Origin of the sequence: Marinibacterium sp. SX1 (assembly GCF_050389775.1) — a bacterium.
Taxonomy (GTDB): Bacteria; Pseudomonadota; Alphaproteobacteria; order Rhodobacterales; family Rhodobacteraceae; genus Marinibacterium.
In genome coordinates this window covers 1,674,413-1,695,354 of sequence record NZ_CP177144.1, presented here as the reverse complement: position 1 = coordinate 1,695,354, position 20,942 = coordinate 1,674,413, and the positions used below count along the sequence as shown (strand labels likewise).

The 20,942-nt window shown below is 69.2% G+C and carries 18 protein-coding genes and 1 pseudogene; 12 read left to right on the top strand and 7 right to left on the bottom strand.

What is annotated here, in order from left to right:
• Window positions 1–28 precede the first annotated feature (28 nt).
• The 3 genes and pseudogenes from ACK3BB_RS07475 (at window position 29) to cobF (ending at window position 2,963) form a co-directional block, all read left to right on the top strand.
• Window positions 29–1,336 (top strand): cobyrinate a,c-diamide synthase, encoded by a 1,308-nt coding sequence (locus tag ACK3BB_RS07475; RefSeq protein WP_428928698.1) that lies wholly within the window; start codon window positions 29–31, stop codon window positions 1,334–1,336.
• Window positions 1,333–2,043: pseudogene (gene cobA, locus ACK3BB_RS07470) on the top strand (uroporphyrinogen-III C-methyltransferase); the annotation flags it as partial. The gene ACK3BB_RS07475 and the pseudogene cobA, both read left to right, overlap by 4 nt.
• Before the next feature lie 176 nt (window positions 2,044–2,219).
• Window positions 2,220–2,963: a precorrin-6A synthase (deacetylating) gene (gene cobF, locus ACK3BB_RS07465; RefSeq protein ID WP_428928090.1), complete on the top strand. Its 744-nt coding sequence runs from the start codon at window positions 2,220–2,222 to the stop codon at window positions 2,961–2,963.
• A gap of 135 nt (window positions 2,964–3,098) precedes the next feature.
• Here cobF and ACK3BB_RS07460 read toward each other — a convergent pair whose 3' ends face one another.
• From ACK3BB_RS07460 to ACK3BB_RS07440, 5 genes are all read right to left on the bottom strand, one after another.
• The gene (locus ACK3BB_RS07460) at window positions 3,099–4,061 is read right to left on the bottom strand and encodes a 2-hydroxyacid dehydrogenase (RefSeq protein WP_428928089.1); all 963 of its coding nucleotides are present in this window, start codon (window positions 4,059–4,061) and stop codon (window positions 3,099–3,101) included.
• Between the two features lie 4 nt (window positions 4,062–4,065).
• Window positions 4,066–4,914, bottom strand: a complete 849-nt coding sequence (locus tag ACK3BB_RS07455; RefSeq protein ID WP_428928088.1) for a fumarylacetoacetate hydrolase family protein — start codon at window positions 4,912–4,914, stop codon at window positions 4,066–4,068.
• 367 nt (window positions 4,915–5,281) lie between these two features.
• On the bottom strand, window positions 5,282–7,066 hold the full coding sequence (locus ACK3BB_RS07450; protein ID WP_428928087.1) for an IlvD/Edd family dehydratase: 1,785 nt from the start codon (window positions 7,064–7,066) through the stop codon (window positions 5,282–5,284).
• Between the two features lie 12 nt (window positions 7,067–7,078).
• Complete coding sequence (locus ACK3BB_RS07445) at window positions 7,079–7,843, bottom strand: SDR family oxidoreductase (RefSeq protein WP_428928086.1); 765 nt, start codon at window positions 7,841–7,843, stop codon at window positions 7,079–7,081.
• Window positions 7,844–7,885: 42 nt separating this feature from the next.
• The gene (locus tag ACK3BB_RS07440) at window positions 7,886–8,524 is read right to left on the bottom strand and encodes a GntR family transcriptional regulator (protein WP_428928085.1); all 639 of its coding nucleotides are present in this window, start codon (window positions 8,522–8,524) and stop codon (window positions 7,886–7,888) included.
• A 199-nt stretch (window positions 8,525–8,723) separates the two neighbouring features.
• On the opposite strand from ACK3BB_RS07440, the gene ACK3BB_RS07435 reads away from it, so the two are divergent.
• The 9 genes from ACK3BB_RS07435 to ACK3BB_RS07395 all read left to right on the top strand — a co-directional run bounded on the left by ACK3BB_RS07435 (window position 8,724) and on the right by ACK3BB_RS07395 (window position 18,875).
• Window positions 8,724–9,743, top strand: a complete 1,020-nt coding sequence (locus ACK3BB_RS07435; RefSeq protein WP_428928084.1) for a TRAP transporter substrate-binding protein — start codon at window positions 8,724–8,726, stop codon at window positions 9,741–9,743.
• 96 nt (window positions 9,744–9,839) lie between these two features.
• Entirely contained in the window at window positions 9,840–10,757 is a 918-nt protein-coding gene (locus ACK3BB_RS07430; protein ID WP_428928083.1) for a TRAP transporter small permease subunit, read from the top strand.
• Window positions 10,757–12,394 carry a TRAP transporter large permease gene (locus ACK3BB_RS07425; RefSeq protein ID WP_428928082.1) on the top strand — a complete coding sequence of 546 codons (1,638 nt, stop codon included), beginning with the start codon at window positions 10,757–10,759 and terminating at the stop codon, window positions 12,392–12,394. The genes ACK3BB_RS07430 and ACK3BB_RS07425 overlap by 1 nt, the downstream gene beginning before the upstream one ends.
• A gap of 66 nt (window positions 12,395–12,460) precedes the next feature.
• Complete coding sequence (locus ACK3BB_RS07420) at window positions 12,461–13,966, top strand: UxaA family hydrolase (protein WP_428928081.1); 1,506 nt, start codon at window positions 12,461–12,463, stop codon at window positions 13,964–13,966.
• 52 nt (window positions 13,967–14,018) lie between these two features.
• The gene (locus tag ACK3BB_RS07415; protein ID WP_428928080.1) at window positions 14,019–15,017 is read left to right on the top strand and encodes a Gfo/Idh/MocA family protein; all 999 of its coding nucleotides are present in this window, start codon (window positions 14,019–14,021) and stop codon (window positions 15,015–15,017) included.
• Complete coding sequence (locus tag ACK3BB_RS07410; RefSeq protein ID WP_428928079.1) at window positions 15,014–15,901, top strand: NAD(P)-dependent oxidoreductase; 888 nt, start codon at window positions 15,014–15,016, stop codon at window positions 15,899–15,901. Before ACK3BB_RS07415 ends, ACK3BB_RS07410 begins: the two co-directional genes overlap by 4 nt.
• A 3-nt stretch (window positions 15,902–15,904) precedes the next feature.
• Complete coding sequence (locus ACK3BB_RS07405; RefSeq protein ID WP_428928078.1) at window positions 15,905–16,831, top strand: sugar kinase; 927 nt, start codon at window positions 15,905–15,907, stop codon at window positions 16,829–16,831.
• Window positions 16,828–17,865: a Gfo/Idh/MocA family protein gene (locus ACK3BB_RS07400; RefSeq protein WP_428928077.1), complete on the top strand. Its 1,038-nt coding sequence runs from the start codon at window positions 16,828–16,830 to the stop codon at window positions 17,863–17,865. Before ACK3BB_RS07405 ends, ACK3BB_RS07400 begins: the two co-directional genes overlap by 4 nt.
• Window positions 17,862–18,875: a Gfo/Idh/MocA family protein gene (locus ACK3BB_RS07395; protein WP_428928076.1), complete on the top strand. Its 1,014-nt coding sequence runs from the start codon at window positions 17,862–17,864 to the stop codon at window positions 18,873–18,875. The genes ACK3BB_RS07400 and ACK3BB_RS07395 overlap by 4 nt, the downstream gene beginning before the upstream one ends.
• Window positions 18,876–19,152: 277 nt before the next feature.
• Here ACK3BB_RS07395 and modC read toward each other — a convergent pair whose 3' ends face one another.
• On the bottom strand, window positions 19,153–20,247 hold the full coding sequence (modC, locus tag ACK3BB_RS07390; protein WP_428928075.1) for a molybdenum ABC transporter ATP-binding protein: 1,095 nt from the start codon (window positions 20,245–20,247) through the stop codon (window positions 19,153–19,155).
• The gene (gene modB, locus ACK3BB_RS07385; protein ID WP_428928074.1) at window positions 20,247–20,939 is read right to left on the bottom strand and encodes a molybdate ABC transporter permease subunit; all 693 of its coding nucleotides are present in this window, start codon (window positions 20,937–20,939) and stop codon (window positions 20,247–20,249) included. The genes modC and modB overlap by 1 nt, the downstream gene beginning before the upstream one ends.
• Window positions 20,940–20,942: the final 3 nt, after the last annotated feature.

Below are 20,942 nucleotides of genomic sequence, written 5' to 3'. Positions count from 1 at the left end.
CCCGGGCGGGCCGGACGGACCGCGCGCGATGCCCCCGGGGCTGATGGTCTCGGCCCCGGCCTCGGGCACGGGCAAGACAACGGTCATGCTGGGCCTGTTGCGGGCCCTGGCCCAGGACGGGCTGACCGTGCAGCCGTTCAAGTCGGGCCCCGATTACATCGACCCGGCCTTTCACTTGGCCGCCGCCGGGCGGGCGTCGTTCAACCTGGACAGCTGGGCCATGGACGAGGCGCTGCTGCAGGCCATAGGCGGGCGGGCCCGCGGGGCCGACATCGTCGTGGCCGAAGGCTCGATGGGCCTGTTCGACGGGGTGGCCACGGCCGGGCGGGCCGGCTTCGGATCTTCGGCCGAAACGGCGGCGCGGATGGGCTGGCCGGTGGTGCTGGTGCTGGATGCCGGCGGCCAGGCCCAGTCGGCCGCGGCCACGGCCCTGGGCTTTCGCAGCTACCGGCCCGATCTGCCCTTTGCCGGGGTGATCCTGAACCGCGTGGCCTCGCCGCGCCACGAACGGCTGATCCGCCGGGGCATGGAGGCCGTGGACATGCCCGTGCTGGGCGTGCTGCCCCGGCGCGGCGACCTGACCCTGCCAGAGCGCCACCTGGGCCTGATCCAGGCCGTCGAGCATCCCGATCTCGAAACGGCCATCGCGGGCTATGCCGACTTCCTGCGCGAACATGTCGACCTGGCGGCCATCCGGGCCGCGGCCATGGCCCATGCCCTGCCCGCCGGCGGCGCCCTGCCCAGCCCTCCGGCGCAGCGCATCGCCCTGGCCCGCGACGCGGCCTTTTCCTTTACCTACCCGCATCTGCTGGAAGGCTGGCGGGCCGCCGGGGCCGAGATCCTGCCGTTCTCGCCGCTGGCCGACGAGGCGCCCGACCCCGGGGCCGACCTGGCCTGGCTGCCCGGAGGCTATCCCGAGCTGCATGCCGGCCGGCTGGCCGCGGCCGAGCGGTTCCGCGAGGGCCTGCGCGACTTTGCCCGCAGCCGCCCGGTGCATGGCGAATGCGGAGGCTACATGGCCCTGGGCGAGGCGCTGATCGACAAGGACGGCCAGCGCCACCGGATGGCCGGGCTGCTTGGGCTGGTGACGTCCTATGAAAAGCGCAAGTTCCACCTGGGCTATCGCCGGGCCGTGCTGGAGGCCGCGATGCCCGGGGCCGGGCCGGGCGCGGCCCTGCGCGGGCATGAATTCCACTATTCGACGATCCTCGAACAGCCCGATGCGCCGCTGGCGCGGGTGGCCGATGCCGATGGCGCGCCGGTGGCCGAGACCGGCTCGCTGCGCGGCCGGGTCACGGGGACGTTCTTTCACCTGATCGCGGGAGAGACACCATGAGCGGCTTTGTCAGTTTCGTGGGTTCGGGCCCGGGCGACCCCGAGCTGCTGACCCTGAAGGCCGTCGACCGGCTGCAACGGGCCGATGCCGTGCTGTTCGACGACCTGTCGGCCGGGCCGATCCTGGACCATGTGCGCCCGGGGGCCGACCTGGTCGGCGTGGGCAAGCGGGCCGGCCGGCCATCGCCCAAGCAGGACCACGTCAGCCGGCTGCTGCTGGATTACGCGCGGACCGGCCAGCGCGTGGTGCGGCTGAAATCCGGCGATGGCGGCATGTTCGGCCGGCTCGAGGAAGAGCTGGTCACCCTGCAGGCCGCGGGCGTGGCCTATGAGGTCATCCCCGGCGTGCCCTCGGCCTGTGCGGCGGCGGCGGCGGCGGGCATTCCGCTGACCCGGCGGCTGACCGCCCGGCGGGTGCAATTCGTGACCGGCCATGACGTGACCGGCGCCCTGCCCGAGGATCTGAACTGGGCGGCACTGGCCGATGCCCAGGCGACGACGGTGGTGTTCATGGGCAAGCGCACCTTCACCCGGCTGGCGGCGATGCTGCAGGAACACGGCCTGCCCGGCGACACGCCCGCCCTGCTGGCCGAGAACGTCAGCCACCCCGACCAGCGGCTGCAGCGCGCGACCCTGGCCGGGCTGGCCGCGCAGCTGGACGGCGATCCCGGGCGCAACCCGGCGCTGATCCTCTATGGTCCGCTGGCGGCCGAGGCCCCGGTGCCGGACGAGGGCGCCGTGGGGCAAACGGGCGACAGGGACGCGGACGTGGCCGGCAAGAGCGGAACAGGACCGACCGGCATGGTCGAGAGCGGCACACGCAGGGACGGAACTGGCACAGACGGAACTGGCACGGGCGACACGGGCAACGAAGAGGCCGGCCGGTGATCACCCTTCACCTGATCGGCATCGGCACGGGCAATCCCGACCATGTCACGATGGAAGCCCGCCGGGCCATTGCCGGGGCCGACCTGGTGCTGCTGCCCGAGAAGGGCGCGGCCAAGTCCGACCTGGCCGACCTGCGCCGCCAGATCCTGGCCGATGTCAGCGACATGCCCCCGCCCGTGGCCAGCTTCGAGATGCCCGAGCGCGATCCGGCCCTGCCCTATCTCGAACGGGTCGACCGCTGGCACGATGCCATCGCCGCCCGCTGGGCCGGGGCCATGGCCGCCCATCCCCGGGCCCGCGACGTGGCCCTGCTGGTCTGGGGCGATCCCTCGCTCTATGACAGCACCCTGCGCATCGCCGCCCGGCTGGACCCGGCCCCGCGGCTGCGCGTGGTGCCCGGCATCACCGCCCTGCAGGCCCTGACGGCGGCCCATGCCATCCCGCTCAACAGCGTGAACGGGCCGGTCACGATCACCACCGGCCGGCGTCTGCGCGACGACGGCTGGCCCGAGGGCGCCGAGATCGTGGCCGTGATGCTCGACGGCGAAACAAGCTTTGCCGGGCTGGCGCCCGAAGGGATCGAGATCTGGTGGGGGGCGTTCCTGGGCATGGAGAACCAGGTTCTGGAGGCCGGGCCGCTGACCGAAGCCGGGCCGCGCATCCAGCGGACACGGGCCGAGGCCCGGGCTGCCCATGGCTGGATCATGGACATCTACCTGATGCGGCGGCGGCCCGGCTGACCGGCCGGGCCACCCCGATTTTTTCACCTGCGGCGTGGCCCCAGAAAATTCGACGAATTTTCTGGGGCTTCGTGTCCTCTGGCGCGTCGTTTCGCCCGGAACCCCGCTGGTTCCGGGCCGCCGCTCAGGCCAGTGTCACAGCAACCCGCGGCATTCCGGCACCGGGGTCAGCACGCTGCCATCCTCGATGAACCGAAAGAGGTTCTCGCAGGTCAGGTCGGCCATGGCCTGGCGCGTCTCGACCGAGGCACTGCCGACATGCGGGGCCAGCACGACGTTTTCCATGGCCTTCAGCGCCTCGGGGATCTTCGGCTCGGCCGCAAAGACATCCAGCCCCGCCCCGCCGAGCGCGCCCTCTTCCAGCGCCTTGACCAGCGCCGGCTCGTCGACGACCGACCCCCGGGCGACATTGACCAGGATGCCTTCGGGCCCCAGCGCGCGGATCACCGCATCGGACACCAGGTTGCGCGTCTCCGGCCCGCCCGGGGTGATGACCATCAGCACATCGGACCGGGCGGCCATGTCGACCAGGTCGGGGCAATATTCCCAATCCAGGCCCTTGTCGCTGCGGGCGTGGTAGAGGATCGTCGCGTTGAACGCCTCGGCCCGCCGGGCGATGGTCTGGCCGATCCGGCCCAGCCCCAGGATGCCGACCACGCGGTTCTGCGCCGAACGGGTCAGCGGAAAGGCCCCCTCGCGTTCCCATTTGCCCGACCGGGCCCAGTGATCGGCGGCCACGATCCGCCGGGTGGCCGCCAGCCACAACAGGATGGCCGTATCGGCCACCTCGTCGTTGAGCACGTCGGGCGTGTGGGTCACGACGATGCCCCGGGCGGCCGCGGCATCGGCATCGATGGCATCATAGCCCACGCCAAAGCTGGACACGACGCGCAGGTTGGGCATGGCCGCCATCACGTCGGCCGGCAGGCCGGCATGGCCATCGGTCACGGCGGCGGTGAATTCCCCCCCCCGGTCGGCCAGAAAGGCCGCCCGGTCGGGCTGATCGCCGAGCTTCACCAGGGTGAAGCGTTCGGCCAGCTTGGCCAGGATGATCGCGGTCATCTGGCCGATCTGCAGAAGCACGGGTTTGTCGGTCATCCGGTCAAGCATCCATCTTGACGTCCTGGCGCTGCTGGCCAAGACCGTCGATCCCAAGTTCCATCACGTCGCCCGGGGCCAGGTAGACCGGCTCGGGTTTCATGCCCATGCCCACGCCCGGCGGCGTGCCGGTCGAGATCACGTCGCCCGGCTGCAGGGTGAAAAGCTCGGACAGATGGGCGATGATCTGGGCAACGGTGAAGATCATCGTCGAGGTATTGCCCGTCTGCATGCGCTTGCCGTTGACGTCCAGCCACATGCCCAGGTTCTGCACGTCGGGGATCTCGTCGCGGGTGACCAGCCAGGGGCCGGTCGGGCCGAAGGTGTCGCAGGACTTGCCCTTGGTCCACTGGCCCGAGAGCTTGCCCTGGAACCGGCGTTCCGAGACATCGTTGCAGACACAATAGCCCGCGACGTAATCCAGCGCCTCGGCCTCGCTGACATACTTGGCCGTCTTGCCGATGACCACGCCCAGCTCGACCTCCCAGTCCGAGCGTTTCGACCCGCGCGGCAGGACAACATCGTCATTCGGCCCGACAATGGCCGAATTGGCCTTCATGAAGAGGATCGGGTGTTCGGGAATGTCGGCGCCGGTCTCGGCGGCATGGTCCGAGTAATTCAGGCCGATGCACATGAACTTGCCGATATTGCCGACACAGGGGCCAAGGCGGGGGTCGCCTTCGACCAGGGGCAGGCTTTCGGGATCGATGGCGCGCAGCATGTCGAGCGTGGCATCGCCCAGCGTCTGGCCGGTCAGGTCGGGCATGTGCACCGACAGGTCGCGCAGGGCGCCGGCGGCGTCGATCATGCCGGGTTTCTCGGCGCCGGGGGCGCCATAGCGGACGAGTTTCATCACGTATCCTTTCGTCGGGACGCGCGGGATGCGCGCCGGATGGGGGACAGGCCACGCGGCGGGCGCGTGTCCGGTGTCGGGGCGGCAGGCACCAGGCACCTGCCGGTCATCTTGGTGCCACGCGGCGGGCGCGGGGCGAGGTCGTTCCCGCCCGCGCAGGACGCGGGGCGGGGCTGTGCCGGCCCGCGGCAGGGCGCGGGGTGTGGGCGTGTCGGCCCGCGACAGGCGCGGATCGGAGGTGTTTCGGCCTGCGCCGGGCACGGGCCAGGACCGTTGCGGCGATCCCCGGTTGCCCAGCCCCGGCGGGTCGTGGCGCGGGGGCGGACCGGCCCGCGACAGGCGCGGACCGGTCCCCGGGCGCAGGGCCCTAGTGGTTGTCGCGGGGCATCGTCTTGTGGGCGATGTCGCGGAAGGCATCGGCCCCGCGCAGGGTCATGCCCTCGGAGAACGGGCGCACCTTCTCGCGGAAGATCTCCTGCCAGGGCGACTGGCTTTCGGGCGTGTAGGGCCGGTCCGGCAGGGCCGCGCGGCGCTCGGCCAGCACGGCCTCGTCAACCAGCATGTCCGCCGTGCCCTTGCCCAGGTCGATGCGCACGGTGTCGCCGGTCTGCACCAGCGCCAGCCCGCCACCCGCCGCCGCCTCGGGCGAGGCGTTCAGGATCGACGGCGACCCCGAGGTGCCCGATTGCCGACCATCGCCCATGCAGGGCAGTTCGGTGATGCCCTGCTTGATCAGGTAGGCCGGCGCGCGCATGTTCACGACCTCGGCCCCGCCGGGATAGCCGATCGGCCCGGCCCCGCGCATGATCAGCACGCAATTGGCGTCGATGCCAAGGCTCTCGTCGTCGATCCGCGCGTGGAAATCCTCGGGTCCGTCAAAGACGATGGCCCGGGCCTCGAAGGCATCTGGATCGTCGGGGTTGGACAGGTAGCGCTTGCGGAAATCGGCGCTGATCACGGATGTCTTCATGATCGCGCTGTCGAAGAGGTTGCCCTTGAGGTTGACGAACCCGGCCTGGGCCTTCAGCGGTTCGGCCACGGTCTTGATGACCTGCGCGTTCTCGCTGCGCCTCTCGCCGCAATTCTCGCCCATGCTGAGGCCGTTGGCCGTGACCGCCCCGGGGTTGGGCAGCAGGCCCGCGGCCATCAGCTCGCCCACCACGGCCGGCACGCCGCCGGCATGCTGGTAATCCTCGCCCAGGTATTCGCCGGCCGGCTGCAGGTTGACCAGCAGCGGCACCTTGTGGCCGAACGCCTGCCAGTCGTCGTTGTCCAGCGGCACGCCCAGGTGGCGGGCGATCCCGTTCAGGTGGATCGGCGCGTTGGTCGACCCGCCGATGGCCGAGTTGATGACGATGGCGTTCTCGAACGCCTCACGGGTCATGATGTCGGAGGGCTTGAGATCCTCGTGCACCATCTCGACGATGCGCTTGCCGGTGGCATAGGCCATCTGGCCCCGCTCGCGGTAGGGCGCGGGGATGGCGGCCGAACCGGGCAGCTGCATGCCCAGGGCCTCGGCCAGGGAATTCATCGTCGTCGCCGTGCCCATCGTGTTGCAATAACCGACCGAGGGCGCCGAAGCCGCGACGAGTTCCATGAAGCCTTCGTCGTCGATTTCACCGGCGGCATGCATTTCCCGGGCCTTCCAGACCACGGTGCCCGACCCGGCGCGCTTGCCCTTGAACCAGCCGTTCAGCATGGGCCCGACGGAAAAGGCGATGGCCGGGATGTTCACCGTGGCCGCGGCCATCAGCAGGGCGGGGGTGGTCTTGTCGCAGCCGATGTTCAGCACCACCCCGTCGATCGGATAGCCATAGAGGCTTTCGACCAGCGACAGGTAGGCCAGGTTGCGGTCGAGAGAGGCCGTGGGCCGCTTGCCGGTTTCCTGGATCGGGTGCACCGGGATTTCCATCACCGTGCCGCCCATGGCGTTGATCCCGTCGCGCACGCGCTTGGTCAGCTCGATATGGTGGCGGTTGCAGGGCGACAGGTCACTGCCGGTCTGGGCGATGCCGATGATCGGCTTGCCCGATTGCAGTTCCTCGCGGGTCAGCCCGTAGTTCAGGTAGCGCTCAAGGTACAGCGCCGTCATTTCCCGGTTGTCGGGATTGTCGAACCATTGCTGCGAGCGAAGCTTGGTCTTGTAGGTCATGGCTTTGGTTCCTCAGTTCGACCAGCCGCCGTCGATCACGTGGGTCTGGCCGGTGGTAAAGGCGCTTTCGTCCGAGGCCAGGTAGACGGCCAGGGCCGCGATCTCCTCGGCCGTGCCGACCCGGCCCATGGGCTGGCGGTCGATGAAGGCCTTGCGCGCGGCGTCAACATCGCCGGTGGCCGCCCCGGCGGCCGTCACCCGGTCATGCCAGGACGGGCTTTCGACGGTGCCCGGGCAGATCGCGTTGCAGCGGATGCCCTGGCGGACATAATCCACGGCCACCGACTTGGTCAGCCCGATCACCGCGGCCTTGGTCGTGCCATAGATGAACCGGCTGGGCGCGCCGATGATCGACGAGGCCGCCGAGGACACGTTGACGATCGACCCGGTGCCCCGGTCCAGCATGCCCGGCAACGCCGCCCGGATCGTGCGGAACATCGATTGCACGTTCAGGTCGAAGGCAAAGGCCCAGTCTTCGTCGGTTGCATCCAGCACGGTGCCGTTGTGCACGAAACCGGCGCAGTTGAACAGGATGTCGGGCGCGGCATGATCCACACCCACGCTGACCGAGGTATCGTCGCGCACGTCCAGCACGAAGGCATCCAGCGTGCCGGCCAGGCCCTCGGCCTCGGCCTTCAGCGCGTCCAGCGCCTCGACGTTGATGTCGGTGGCAAAGACATGGGCCCCCTCGCGCACCATGGCCAGGGCGGTGGCCCGGCCGATCCCCTGCCCCGCCGCCGTGGTCAGCGCCCGCTTGCCTGTCAGTCGTCCGGTCATGTCTCGCTTCCGTTCATGGTCATGGAACCCCTCCTCCGAGGTTCAGAGATTGCGTTTGAGATGGTCGTAGATCGCTGTCCGGCAGGCCTCGACATCGCGGGCCAGCGCCGCGTCCAGCACCGCCTGGTGTTCATCGATGATGGAATGGAAATAGCTCGATCCGAAGTCGCGTTCGAGCCCGACCATCTGTTGGCGGAATTGCGCGTAGATGTCGCTGTAGGTCTCGCGCAGGATCGGGCTGCCACAGCTGGAAATCAGGGTTTCGTGGAATTCCAGTTCGGCATCCGACCACAGGCCGAGATAGGGCGTCACATCGTCGGCCCCGGCGATCTGCGTCTCGATATGGCTCAGCTTGTGATGGGCCGCCGTCAGCCGCGATTCCCAGCCCACCCCGCCGTTGAGCATCGACAGCCGGGCGCCTTCCTGTTCCAGCAGGATGCGAAAGCGGGTCACGTCGTGGCGCCGCTCGGGCGTTGTCGCCCGCACGCGAAAGCCCCGCTGCATTTCGAATTCGACCAGCCCGACCTTGGACAGGCGCAGCAGGACGTCGCGCACCGTATTGGCCGAACAGCCGTAAAAACCCTGCAATTCCGATGGCTTGAGCTTGGTTCCCGGGCGCAGCTCGGCCGTCATCAGCTTGCGCTGGAGATCCGCGAAAATCTCTGGCGTCTCAACCCTCATCCGGTCCTCCCACCGGCCGTGCAACGCCGCCACGATAGACAAAAAAACTGCCGTCACAAGGAAATTTCAAAATTTTCCTGATTTTCAATTTTTTCGTTGGCAGGTGGAATTTGCCTCGCTACCGTAGGCCCCACCTTGCCCGTCAACCGGCGCCAAGATGCCGGAGCGGGTCCATCGGTCACTGGGAGGAGACCCCTACATGAAACTTGCGACCCTTGTCGCCGGCGCCTTTGGCGCGGCAGCCATTCTGGCCGGGACCACGGCCCTGGCCCAGTCCACGACCCTGCGGATCCAGACGCATTACGCGCCGGAAACCGTGTCGGGCAAGCTGGCCGGAGAATTCGTCGACAACGTGCAGACCATGTCGAACGGCGAGATCGCCATCGAGATGTTCTATTCGTCCTCGGTGGTCAAATCGGTCGAGACCTTCGACGCGGCGGCGACCGGCATCCTGGATTGCGACATGACCGGCGGCGGCTACCAGACCGGCAAGAACCCGGCGTTCCAGTTCGTGGGCGACATCATGGGCGGCTATTCGACGCCCTACCAGCAGCTGTCGTGGCTGTACTACGGCGGTGGCCTCGACGCGGCGCAGGAGCTTTACAACAAGTACGACATGGAGCTGATCGGCTGGTGGGTCTACGGGCAGGAGAGCCTGGCCTCGACCAAGCCGATCCGCAATGCCGACGACTTCAAGGACTGGAAATTCCGCTCGCCCCCGGGGATGGAGACCAAGATCTTCGAAAAGCTGGGCGCCTCGCCCATCGTGATGGATTTCACCGAGATCTTCACCGCGCTCGAGACCGGGATCATCGACGGGGCCGACGCCTCGGGCATCGCCAACAACATGGGGATGGGCCTTTACGACATCGCCAAGCATGCCAACTTCCCGGGCTTCCACTCGATGCCGTCGGATCACCTGGCCTGCAACAAGGCCGTGTTCGACGCGATGCCCGAGCATCACCAGCGCATCATGAAGGTGGCCATGGAGGCCCTGGCCCTGCGCACCGCGCTGACCTTTGAAAAGGCCAATGCCGAGGCCGTGGCCCAGCTGCGCACCGACGGGGTGAACATCTATACCTGGTCGGACGAAGACCTGCAGCTGTTCCGCAACGCGGCCCAGGCCACCTGGCCCGAATTCGCCACGACGCCCGAGGCCAAGGCCCTGGTCGACAGCCACATGGCCTACCTGACCCAGCTCGGCCTGGTTTCCGAGTGATCGTCTGACACATGGATGGGCGTGCCCGGAAACGGGCACGCCCTTTTTGTCCCCGAAGGGCGGCCACGGCCCGGGGGACCGGCCAGGGAGGGCGCCATGGAAGAAAGAACAGCCGGACCGGTGGAGTGGCTGGCGCCACTTGCCTTCATCGTCTGCGCGGGATGGGTGATCTGGCATCTGCCGGCCTTCACGCTGACCTTCAACCCGCCGGCGGACCAGTCGGCCTATGACAACCTTGCCGCGATCCATGCGCGCAACGACGTGACGCCGGGCATGGCCGGGCTGTTCGGCGGATCGGCCGACCTGGTCGACTGGCTGGCCATGGCGGGGATCGTGGTCTTCCTGGTGCTGGGGGTGGCGACCGTTCACCGCGCGCCGATGGAATTCCAGGACTGGACGCGCTTTGACCGCTTTGCCGTGTTCATCGGCCGGGTGACGATGATGATGATCGTCGTGCTGACCTCGGTCATGCTCTACGAGGTCATCCTGCGCTATGCCTTCGAGGCCCCGACGCTCTGGGCCAACGAGCTGTCGCTGTGGATCGCGGGCTTCGTGTTCCTCTGCGCCGGGCTTTATGCCATGCAGCAGCGCAGCCATATCCGCATCTTCCTGCTCTACGACGTGCTGCCGCGCTGGCTGCAGCGGGTCTGCGACGTGATCTCGACCTCGCTGATCGTGCTCTTTGCCTTTGCCCTGATCTACGGCGGCTACGGCGAGGCGCTGACCAAGCTGCACCGCTGGGAGACCTTCGGCACGGCCTTCGACCCGCCGATCCCGGCCACGCTGAAACCGATGGTCCTGTTCATCGTGGGCTTCGTGGCCATCCAGGCCGTGGTCAACCTGATCGCCGACTGGAATGCCGAGCCGGTGGTGCATACCGCCGCCGACGACATCGACCAGGACGAGCTGGACCGCCTGCGCGCGGCCGTGGGTGCCGAGGGCACCGGAGAGATGGATGTGACGCGCGGCGCCATCCAGGGCAACCAGAGCCATCGCAACGGGGAGCGCGGTTAATGGATATCGGCACGATTTCACTGGTCCTGCTGATCGGGCTGGTCCTGTTGCTGGCCATCGGCATGCCGCTTGGCCTGGCCTCGGCCGTGCTGGCCGTGGGCGTCCTGGTCATGAAGTTCGAACCCCAGCTGCTGACCGCGCCCTGGACCTTTGGCGAGGGCATCCTGACCGGCCGGCCCGGGTCGGGACCGCTGAACATCCTGGCCCAGAAGATATACGGGTTGTTGACGGATTACGTCCTCATATCCATCCCGCTCTTCATCTTCATGGCCTCGCTGCTGGAACGGTCCGGCATCGCCAAGGACATGTATTCCTCGCTGAATGTCTGGCTGAACCGGACCCGCGGGGGCATTGCCATCGTGACCTCGATCATGGCCGTGATCATGGCCGCCATGTCTGGCATCATCGGCGGCGAGGTCGTTCTCCTGGGCCTGATCGCCCTGCCCCAGATGCTGCGGCTGGGATATGACCAGAACCTGGCCATCGGCACGATCTGCGCGTCGGGCTCCCTGGGCACGATGATCCCGCCGTCGATCGTGCTGATCATCTTTGGCCTGATCACCGAAACCTCGATCAAGGCGCTCTTTACCGCCGCCTTCCTGCCCGGCTTCATGCTGGCCAGCTTCATCATCCTCTACATCGTCATCCGCACGCGGATGAACCCCTCGCTGGCCCCCCTGCCCGACCCGCAACCGGGCGAGCCCGTGGGCCTGGCCAAGCTGGCGCTCTTCGGGGCCTTCCTCAACGTGCTGGTCGCCGGCTTCGGCACCATCCTCTTCCTGCGCGCGCTGTTCTTCACGCTCACGGGCCAGAACGTCATCGGCGAGGGCGAGGATCCGATCTCGCTGGGCATGGCCGTGCATGTGCCCTGGCTGGGCGGCATCGTCGTGGTGTCGATCCTGCTGATGCTGTTTGGCTTCGGGCGCGACCGGACGTCCCTGGGCTGGTCGATGGGCAAGGGCCTCGTCGCCCCCATCGTGGTCATCGGGGTTGTCCTGGGCTCGATCTACGGGGGCATCACGGGCATCACCGAGGCCGCGGGCATGGGCGCGATTTCCGTGCTGATCCTGTCGATCCTGCGCGGCGAGGCCTCCTTTGACCTGGTCTGGGACAGCCTGATGCGCACGCTGAAATCGACCGGCACGATCATCTGGGTGACCATCGGCGCGGCCGCCCTGGCCGGGGCCTATACCATCGCCGGAGGCCCGACCTACGTGGCCAACCTGATCATCGGGGCCGACCTGCCGACCATGGGCATCCTGCTGGTGATGATGCTGATCCTGCTCTTCATGGGCGCCTTCATGGATTGGGTCGGCATCGTGCTGCTGATCATCCCGGTCTTCCTGCCCATCGTGCAGCGCCTGCCGATCGAGGAAATCGGCCTGCTCGGCACGCTGCAGCCGAAATACCTGGCGGTCTGGTTCGGGGTGCTCTTCTGCATGAACATGCAGGTCAGCTTCCTGTCGCCGCCCTTTGGTCCCGCGGCCTTCTACCTGAAATCGGTGGCCCCGCCGCACATCCAGCTGACCGATATCTTCAAGGGCTTCCTGCCATTCATCGGCATTCAGCTGCTTGCCTTGTCGGTGCTCTTGATCTGGCCGCCAATCGTCGAAATCCTGCTGGAGTGGGGCAAGTGATGCCCCCTCCTCCCCCTCCGGGGCGCCGCTGCGGCGGCGCGCCCCGCATCCACCAAGGAACAGCCAATGCGCGCCCATGTCCGTCTCGACCCGAGCGACAATGTCGTCACCGCCACCCGTCCCCTTGAAGCCGGCACGGTCCTCGAAGAGGTCGCGACCCGCGCCCTGATCCCCTCGGGCCACAAGGTGGCCACGACCGACATCCCCGCCGGCGGGGCGATCCGCAAATATGCCCAGCTGATCGGCTATGCCGCGCAGGACATCGCGGCGGGCGACCACGTGCACACCCACAATGTCGAGTTCCGCAACACCGACGTGGCCTATGAATTCGGCACCGACCTGCGCCCCGTCGCCCCGGCCACCACGCCCGACACCTTCATGGGCTACCGGCGCGAAAACGGCGCGGTGGGCACGCGCAACTACATCGCCATCGTGACCTCGGTGAATTGCTCGGCCACCGCCGCCCGGCGCATCGCCGATGCCTTCGGGCCCGACGAGCTGGCCGATTATCCCAATGTCGACGGGGTCGTGGCCTTTGTCCATGGCACCGGCTGCGGGATGGGCGGCAATGGCGAGGGGTTCGAGGCCCTGCAACGGGTCATGTGGGGCTATGCCAAGCATCCCAACCATGGCGGGGTGATCATGGTCGGCCTGGGCTGCGAGATGAACCAGATCGACTGGCTGCTCGAGGCCTACGGGCTGAAACAGGGCCCGCTGTTCCAGACGATGAACATCCAAGGGGTCGCCGGCCTGCGCAAGACCATCGAGATGGGCATCGACAAGGTCCGCGCCATGCTGCCCGTGGTGAACGAGGCCCGGCGCGAGCCTTGCCCGGCCTCCAGCCTCAAGGTCGCCCTGCAATGCGGCGGGTCCGATGCCTGGTCGGGGATCACCGCCAACCCGGCCCTGGGATATGCCTGCGACCTGCTGGCCGCGCAGGGCGGCACCGGCGTGCTGGCCGAAACGCCCGAGATCTACGGGGCCGAGCACCTGCTGACCCGCCGCGCGGCGGACCGGGCGACGGGCGACAAGCTGGTCGGCCTGATCCGCTGGTGGGAGGATTACACCGCGCGCAACAAGGGCTCGATGGACAACAACCCCTCGCCCGGCAACAAGAAGGGCGGGCTGACGACGATCCTGGAAAAATCGCTGGGCGCGGCGGCCAAGGGCGGCACGTCTCCCCTGACCGGCGTCTACCGCTATGCCGAGCCGGTGACGGCCGCCGGTTTCACCTTCATGGACAGCCCCGGCTACGATCCGGCCTCGGTGACGGGCCAGATCGCGGGGGGCTGCAACCTGGTGTGCTTCACGACCGGCCGCGGATCGGCCTTCGGGTCGAAACCCGCACCGACGATCAAGGTGGCCACCAATTCCGAGATGTTCACCCGCATGATCGAGGACATGGACGTGAACGCCGGCGAGATCCTGACCGATGGCGTGACCGTCGAGGAAAAGGGCCGCGAGATCTACGAGCTGTTCCTGCGCGTGGCCTCCGGCGAAATGTCGAAATCCGAGGCCCAGGGCCTTGGCGATTACGAGTTTGTCCCCTGGCAGATCGGAGCGGTGATGTGATGCACGAAGGTTGCGAGACGGGCCTGCAAGGGCGCGGCGAGCGGGGCCGGCCATGACCCGCCTGTTGATCGCCGGCACCGGCATGATCGGCCAGCGCCACATGGCCCATATCCGCGCCAATCCGGCGCTCACCCTGGCCGGGGTCATCGACCCGATGCCCGAACGCCGGCCCGCCGACGTGCCCGGCTTTGACGACATCGCGCGCGTCGATGTCCCCGCCGACGGCATCGTCATCGCCACCCCCACGCCCAGCCATGCGCCCCTGACCCTGGCCGCGCTGGACCGGGGCTGGCATGTCCTCGTCGAGAAACCCGTGGCCGAGGATCTCGACGCCGCCCAGGCCATGATCGCCGCCTCCGCCCGCACCGGTCGCCACGTGCTGGTCGGCCACCACCGCCGCCACCACCCGCGCATCGCCCGGCTGAAAGAGATCATCGCCTCGGGCCAGCTGGGCCACCCGGTCACGGCTGCCCTCCTTTGGACCATGCGCAAGCCCGACAGCTATTTCGACGTCGACTGGCGGGCGGGCATGGACGGCGCGCCGGTCAAGCAGAACCTGATCCACGATGTCGACACCCTGCGCTGGCTCTTCGGCGAGGTCGTCCATGTCTCGGGCTTCGGCTCCAACGCCGTGCGGGGCGCCGCGCGCACCGAAAGCGGCGGGGCCGTGCTGGGCTTTGACAGCGGCATGACCGCGACCATCGCCTTTGCCGACACCACCCCCACCCCCTGGGGGTTCGAGGCCGGCACCGGCGAAAGCCCGGCGATCCCGAAGACCGGCCAGGACTACCTGCGCATCGCCTGCACCCACGGGGCGATCGAATTCCCCTCGCTGCGGATCTGGTCGGGCGCCGAGACCTGGAACGACCTGCCCCGCCCGACCGAGACCACCATCGAAGACGCCGAGCCCCTGGCCCGGCAGCTGAGCCATTTCGCCGAGGTCATCGCGGGCCGCGCCAGCCCTGTCGTCAGCGCCGAAGACGCCCGCAAGACGCTCGACACCACCCTCAAAATCGAGGCCGCGACCCGGCCCGAAGGAGTATCCCCATGACATTACCCAAGATCGGCTTCATCGGCCTGGGCCTGATGGGCGCGGCCATGGTCGGCCGCCTGCAGGACAAGGGCTATGCGCTGAGCGTGCTGGGCAACCGCGACCGCACCGGCATCGAGGCCGCGCTGGCCCGCGGTGCGACCGAGGCCGCCACCGCCCGCGACCTGGCCGAGGCCTCCGACATCATCATGCTCTGCATGGGCACCTCGGATCATGTCGAAGGCCGGATGCGCGGAGCCGATGGCGTGCTGGCCGGGCTGGGCGCGGGCAAGGTTGTCGTCGATTTCGGCACTTCGCTGCCTTCGTCGACCAAGGAGCTGGGCACCGAGACGGCCGCCACCGGGGCGGTCTATCTCGACGCGCCTTTGGGCCGCACGCCCAGCCATGCCAAGGACGGGCTCCTGAACATCATGGCCGCCGGCGACCGGCCGACCTATGACCGCATCAAGCCGGTTCTGGACGACCTGGGCGAAAACGTCTTTCACCTGGGCCCGCTGGGCTCCGGCCACACGATCAAGCTGATCAACAACTTCTTCGCCATGACCACGGCCAATGCCATGTCCGAGGCCTTTGCCATGGCCGATGCGGCGGGCATCCCCCGCCAGGGCCTGTATGATGTCATGTCGGCCGGGCCGCTGAAATCGGGCATGATGGATTTCGTACGGGCCTATGCCGTCGACGGCGATGCCACCCAGCTGGCCTTTGCCATCAAGAACGGGGCCAAGGACGTGGGCTATTACCGCCGCATGGCCGAAGATCTCGGGGCGGCCACGATCATGTCGGCCTGCGCCGACACCGCCATGCAGGCCGCGCTGGACGATGGCCGGGGCGAGGCCATGGTGCCCGAGATGGTCGATTTCTTCGCCGACCGGTTCAAGGGGTAGGCCATGATCGATGTGATCTGCATGGGCGAGGCCATGGTCGAGCTGTCGCTGGCCTCCGACCCCGGCGGCCGCGCGGCCGTGGGCTTTGCCGGTGACACGCTGAACACGGCGATCTACCTCAAGCGCCAGGCCCCCGGGCTGGACATTGCCTATGCCACCTGCCTGGGCCGCGATCCGCTGTCCGACCAGATGGTTGCCATGATGCAATCCGAGGCGCTGGATTGCAGCCTGGTCGCCCGCCACGACAGCCGCCTGCCCGGGCTTTATGCCATATCCACCGATGCCGCCGGCGAACGGTCGTTCTATTACTGGCGCGACAGCTCCGCCGCCCGCCAGATGCTGGCCCCCGGGGCGCTGGATTTCGACCGGCTGGGCCGGGCGCGCATCCTCTACCTGTCGGCCATCACCCTGGCCATCCTGCCCGAAGGCCACCGGCAGGCGTTTCTCGACTGGGTGCCCGGCTATCGCGCGGGGGGCGGGCTGCTGGCCTTCGATTCCAACTATCGGCCCCGGCTCTGGCCCGACGAGGCCACGGCCCGCGCGGCCGTTGCCGCGGCCTGGCGCCAGACCGACATCGCCCTGCCCAGCGTCGATGACGAAATGGCCCTGTTCGGCGATGCCACCGAAGCCGCCGTGCTCGACCGGCTGGCCGGCTATGGCCTGACCTCGGGCGCGCTGAAACGGGGGGCGGCCGGGCCGCTGGCCCTGGATGGCAGCGCCGCCGGGCCCTTCCCCCCCGCCCCGCGGGTGATCGACAGCACCGCCGCGGGCGACAGTTTCAACGGCGGCTACCTCGGCGCCCGGCTGACCGGCGCGACCGAGGCCGGGGCGCTGGCCGCCGGCCACGCCCTGGCCGCGCGGGTCGTCGGCGCCAAGGGCGCGATCCTGCCGCGCGACACCGCCCCGCCACCGGCCGAGGGCGCGACATGAGGCCCCGCAACGCCGCGCTGATCGGGCTGGGCATGGTGGCCGACACCCATGCCCATGCCCTGCGCGATGCCGGCGCGGCCCGGCTGCATGGCGTCATGGCCCGCGATGCCGACAAGGCCCGGGCCTTTGCCGACCGCCACGGCCAGCCCCGGGTCTATGAGGATCTCGACGCGCTGGCCGCCGATGAAGAGCTGGATTTCGTCATCCTGCTGACCCCGCCCGACGCCCGCCAGGACATCATCCGCACCCTGGCCGCGGCCGGCCTGCCGGTGCTGATGGAAAAGCCCGTCGAACGCGACACCGGCCGGGCCGAGGCCATCGTCACCCTGATGGACGAGGCCGGGCTGGCCTGTGGCGTCACCCTGCAACACCGCATGCGCCCGGCCGCCCTGGACCTGCAGGCCCGGCTGGCCGCCGGCCAGCTGGGCCGGATCGGTAGCGTCGACATCCGCATTCCGTGGTGGCGCGACCAATCCTATTACGACAGCCCCGGCCGGGGCACCTATGGCCGCGACGGCGGCGGCGTGCTGATCACCCAGGCCATCCACACGCTCGATCTGGCCCTGCACCTGTGCGGCCATGTCACCGGCGTGCAGGCCCTGACGGCCACCACCCGCCTGCACGAGCTGGAAGGCGAGGATTTCGCCACCGCCGGGCTGCGCTTTGCCTCGGGCGCGGTGGGCTCTGTCATGGCCACCACGGCCCAGTTCCCCGGGGCCTCGGAAGAGATCGTCATCAATTGCGAACGGGCCTCGGCCCGGCTGGCCGGCGATCACCTGGTGCTGCACTGGCGCGACGGGCGCATCGAAGAGATCGGCGGCAGCGGCACGACGGGCGGCGGCGGGGCCGATCCGATGGCCTTCACCCATGCCTGGCACCAGGCCGTGATCGAGGATTTCGCCACCGCCCTGGCCGATGACCGCCCGCCGGCCATCACCGCCCGCTCGGCCCTGGCCGTGCACCGGCTGATCGACGCCATCGCCGCCTCGTCCCGCCAGGGCCGCCAGATCCCGCTGCAAGGAGCCCTGACATGACCGCCCCCCTGCGCATGGGCGTGATCGGCATCGACCACCGCCACATCTATACCATGGCCGGCCACATGCAGGCCGCCGGGGCCGAGCTGGCCGGCTGGTGGACCGATGGCACGCCCGGCACGCTGGACGGCTTTGTCCGGCGCTTTCCCGAAGCGCCCCGGGTCGCGGCGATGGATGCGCTGCTGGACGATCCGGGCATCGACCTGATCCTGACCGCCGCCGTGCCCTGCGACCGGCCGGCTATCGCCCTGCGCGCCATGGCCGCCGGCAAGGACGTCATGAGCGACAAGCCCGGCTGCCTGACGCTGGACCAGCTGGCCGCACTGCGCGCCGAGGTCGCCCGCACCGGGCGCATCTGGTCGGTCGACTTCTCGGAACGGTTCGAGGTGCCGTCGGTCACCGCCGCGGCCGAGCTGGTGGCCGAAGGGGCCATCGGCCGGGTGATCCAGACCATCGGCCTGGGCCCGCACCGGCTGAACCGGCCCTCCCGGCCCGACTGGTTCTTCGACCCGGCGCGCAACGGGGGCATCCTGACCGACATCGGCTCGCACCAGATCGACCAGTTCCTGGTCTTCGGCGGGCTGAGCACGGCCGAGATCACCCTGGCCAGCACGGCCAACAGGGCCAATCCCGGCGATCCGGCTTTCCGCGATTTCGGCCAGGTGGCGCTGAAGGCGCCGGGGATCGACGGCTATGTCCGGCTGGACTGGTTCACCCCGGACGGCCTGCCGACCTGGGGCGACGGGCGGCTGTTCCTGCTGGGCACCGAAGGCACGATCGAGCTGCGCAAATATGTCGATGCCGGGCGCTCGGACCGGAGTGACACGCTGATCCTGACCAATGGCACGCGCTGCGAGACGATCGACGCCCGGGATGCCGGCCTGCCCTATTTCGCCAGGCTGATCGACGACATCCGCAACCGCACCGAAACGGCCATGCCCCAGGAGCATCCGTTCAACGTGATGGAAATGGCCATCCGCGCCCAGGCCATGGCCGACGCGGCCGACTGACCCGGCGCGGCCGGGCGGTAGCGGCCACAACGGCGGTGGCGACAGCTGCGGCGGTATCGGTGACGGAAAAGTCAGCGGCGATGAAAACAACAAAAAGGCCGTGACAGGACCGGCGGCGGGACGGTGACGGCCCCGAAGGCGGTGGCGACGGGCACGGTGGCGACGGGCGCGGCAGCACCGGTGACAGCAAGGGCAGCGGCGGTGACGGCAACCGACGAAGGTCACGACCTCACCTGCGGCCCCCCGGCCACGGCAACAACGGCACCGGCACCCCGCCTCAGGACCGTTCGCGCGCCCCGCCAACATCCTCGGGCGCGATGGCTACCGATTTGACCACGGCATGACAGCTTACGCCCTCGGCCAGGCCCAGGGCCTCGACCGACCGTCGCGTGACCCGGGCCAGCACCGGCCCGGCCGGCGTGCGCAGCGACACCAGTGCGCCCGGCCCCTCGCCCGTGCGCACCCGGTCGATCACCCCCGGAATGACATTGAGCGCCGACAGGCCCTGCGGCGCCCCGCGCGACAGCACGACCTCCTGCGCCGCGATGCGCAGGCGGATGCGCTGACCCGGGGCCTGGGACAGGGCGGGCAGGAAGAGCGGCACGCCGCCGGCGTCGAGCTCGGTGATGCCATCGTCATGGTGGCGCACCACCGCCGCCTCGATCAGCGCCCCCGCCGCCCGCACGCCGGTCGGCAGCACCATCGGATCGGCCAGCACCTCGCCCGCCGGGCCCTGCCGGGTGATCCGCCCGTTGTCCAGCGCGATGACCGTCGTGGCCAGCCGCGCGACCTCGGCCGCGGAATGGCTGACATAGAGCATGGGCACGGCGACCTCGTCGCGCAGCCGTTCGAAATAGGGCAGGATCTCGGCCTTGCGCGCCTCGTCCAGCGCCGCCAGCGGCTCGTCGGCCAGGATCATGCGCGGCGCGGCCAGCAGCGCCCGGCCGATGGCCACCCGCTGTTTCTCGCCCCCCGACAGTGCCCCGGGCCGGCGGGCCAGCAGATCGCCCAGGCCCAGCATCTCGACGATCCGGCCCATGTCCTCGCGCGGCGCCCCGCGCGGCGCGAACAGCCGGCCATAGCCCAGGTTCTGGCGCACGGTCAGGTGCGGAAACAGCCGGCCTTCCTGAAAGACATAGCCCAGCCGGCGCCGGTGCGGCGGCAGGTTCACCCCCGCCCCTGTGTCCAGCAGCACGCTGTCCGCAACGGCGATGCGCCCCTCGTCGGGATCCAGCAGCCCGGCCACGGCATTGACGATTGTCGTCTTGCCCGACCCGGACCGGCCGAACAGCACGGTGATGCCCGGCGGGGCCCGAAAGGCCAGGTCGAGGGCAAAGGCCCCCTGCCGGTGCCGCAGGCGCAGGTCCAGCATCACGCCCCCGCCACGCGCCGGGCCACCCGGGTCGACACGGCCTCGGACACCAGCAGCGCGCCCATGGCCACGGCCACCGACACGGCCACCAGCCGCAGCGCCGCACCCTCGCCGCCGGGCACCTGCAGGAAGGCATAGATCGCCGAAGGGATCGTCTGGGTCTGGCCGGGAATGTTCGACACGAAGGTGATCGTCGCCCCGAATTCGCCCATCGCCTTGGCAAAGGCCAGGATCGCCCCGGCCAGGATGCCCGGCAGGATCATCGGCAGCGTCACGGTCAGAAAGACCCAGCCGCGCGAGGCACCCAGCGTCGCTGCGGCCTGCTCAAGCCGTGGGTCCACCGCCTCGATCGACAGGCGGATCGCCCGGACCATCAGCGGAAAGGCCATGATCCCCGCGGCCAGCGCCGCCCCCGTCCAGTGGAACGCCAGGGTGATGCCCACCCGGTCCAGCAGCCCGCCCACCGGCCCGCGCACGCCGAAGGTCAGCAACAGCAGGTAACCCGTAACCACCGGCGGCAGGATCAGCGGCAGGTGCACGATGCCGTTGACGATCTGCTTGCCCGGAAAGCTCCACCGCGCCAGGGCCAGGGCGGTGAAGACCCCGAAGGGCAGGCTGACCAGCATGGCCCAGAACGACACCCTGAGCGACAGGGCCACCGCGCTCCATTCCTCGGGTCCCAGCCAGCCCACGCG

Excerpts from the sequence above, each read along its gene's own strand:
- ACK3BB_RS07420 (WP_428928081.1), top strand. The coding sequence starts at position 12,461 with ATGCGCGCCCATGTCCGTCTCGACCCGAGCGACAATGTCGTCACCGCC.
- ACK3BB_RS07440 (WP_428928085.1), bottom strand. The coding sequence starts at position 8,524 with ATGAGGGTTGAGACGCCAGAGATTTTCGCGGATCTCCAGCGCAAGCTG.
- ACK3BB_RS07445 (WP_428928086.1), bottom strand. The coding sequence starts at position 7,843 with ATGACCGGACGACTGACAGGCAAGCGGGCGCTGACCACGGCGGCGGGG.
- ACK3BB_RS07435 (WP_428928084.1), top strand. The coding sequence starts at position 8,724 with ATGAAACTTGCGACCCTTGTCGCCGGCGCCTTTGGCGCGGCAGCCATT.
- ACK3BB_RS07455 (WP_428928088.1), bottom strand. The coding sequence starts at position 4,914 with ATGAAACTCGTCCGCTATGGCGCCCCCGGCGCCGAGAAACCCGGCATG.
- ACK3BB_RS07410 (WP_428928079.1), top strand. The coding sequence starts at position 15,014 with ATGACATTACCCAAGATCGGCTTCATCGGCCTGGGCCTGATGGGCGCG.
- ACK3BB_RS07475 (WP_428928698.1), top strand. The coding sequence starts at position 29 with ATGCCCCCGGGGCTGATGGTCTCGGCCCCGGCCTCGGGCACGGGCAAG.
- ACK3BB_RS07450 (WP_428928087.1), bottom strand. The coding sequence starts at position 7,066 with ATGACCTACAAGACCAAGCTTCGCTCGCAGCAATGGTTCGACAATCCC.
- modC (WP_428928075.1), bottom strand. The coding sequence starts at position 20,247 with ATGCTGGACCTGCGCCTGCGGCACCGGCAGGGGGCCTTTGCCCTCGAC.
- ACK3BB_RS07395 (WP_428928076.1), top strand. The coding sequence starts at position 17,862 with ATGACCGCCCCCCTGCGCATGGGCGTGATCGGCATCGACCACCGCCAC.
- ACK3BB_RS07400 (WP_428928077.1), top strand. The coding sequence starts at position 16,828 with ATGAGGCCCCGCAACGCCGCGCTGATCGGGCTGGGCATGGTGGCCGAC.
- ACK3BB_RS07405 (WP_428928078.1), top strand. The coding sequence starts at position 15,905 with ATGATCGATGTGATCTGCATGGGCGAGGCCATGGTCGAGCTGTCGCTG.
- ACK3BB_RS07430 (WP_428928083.1), top strand. The coding sequence starts at position 9,840 with ATGGAAGAAAGAACAGCCGGACCGGTGGAGTGGCTGGCGCCACTTGCC.
- ACK3BB_RS07460 (WP_428928089.1), bottom strand. The coding sequence starts at position 4,061 with ATGACCGACAAACCCGTGCTTCTGCAGATCGGCCAGATGACCGCGATC.
- ACK3BB_RS07415 (WP_428928080.1), top strand. The coding sequence starts at position 14,019 with ATGACCCGCCTGTTGATCGCCGGCACCGGCATGATCGGCCAGCGCCAC.
- ACK3BB_RS07425 (WP_428928082.1), top strand. The coding sequence starts at position 10,757 with ATGGATATCGGCACGATTTCACTGGTCCTGCTGATCGGGCTGGTCCTG.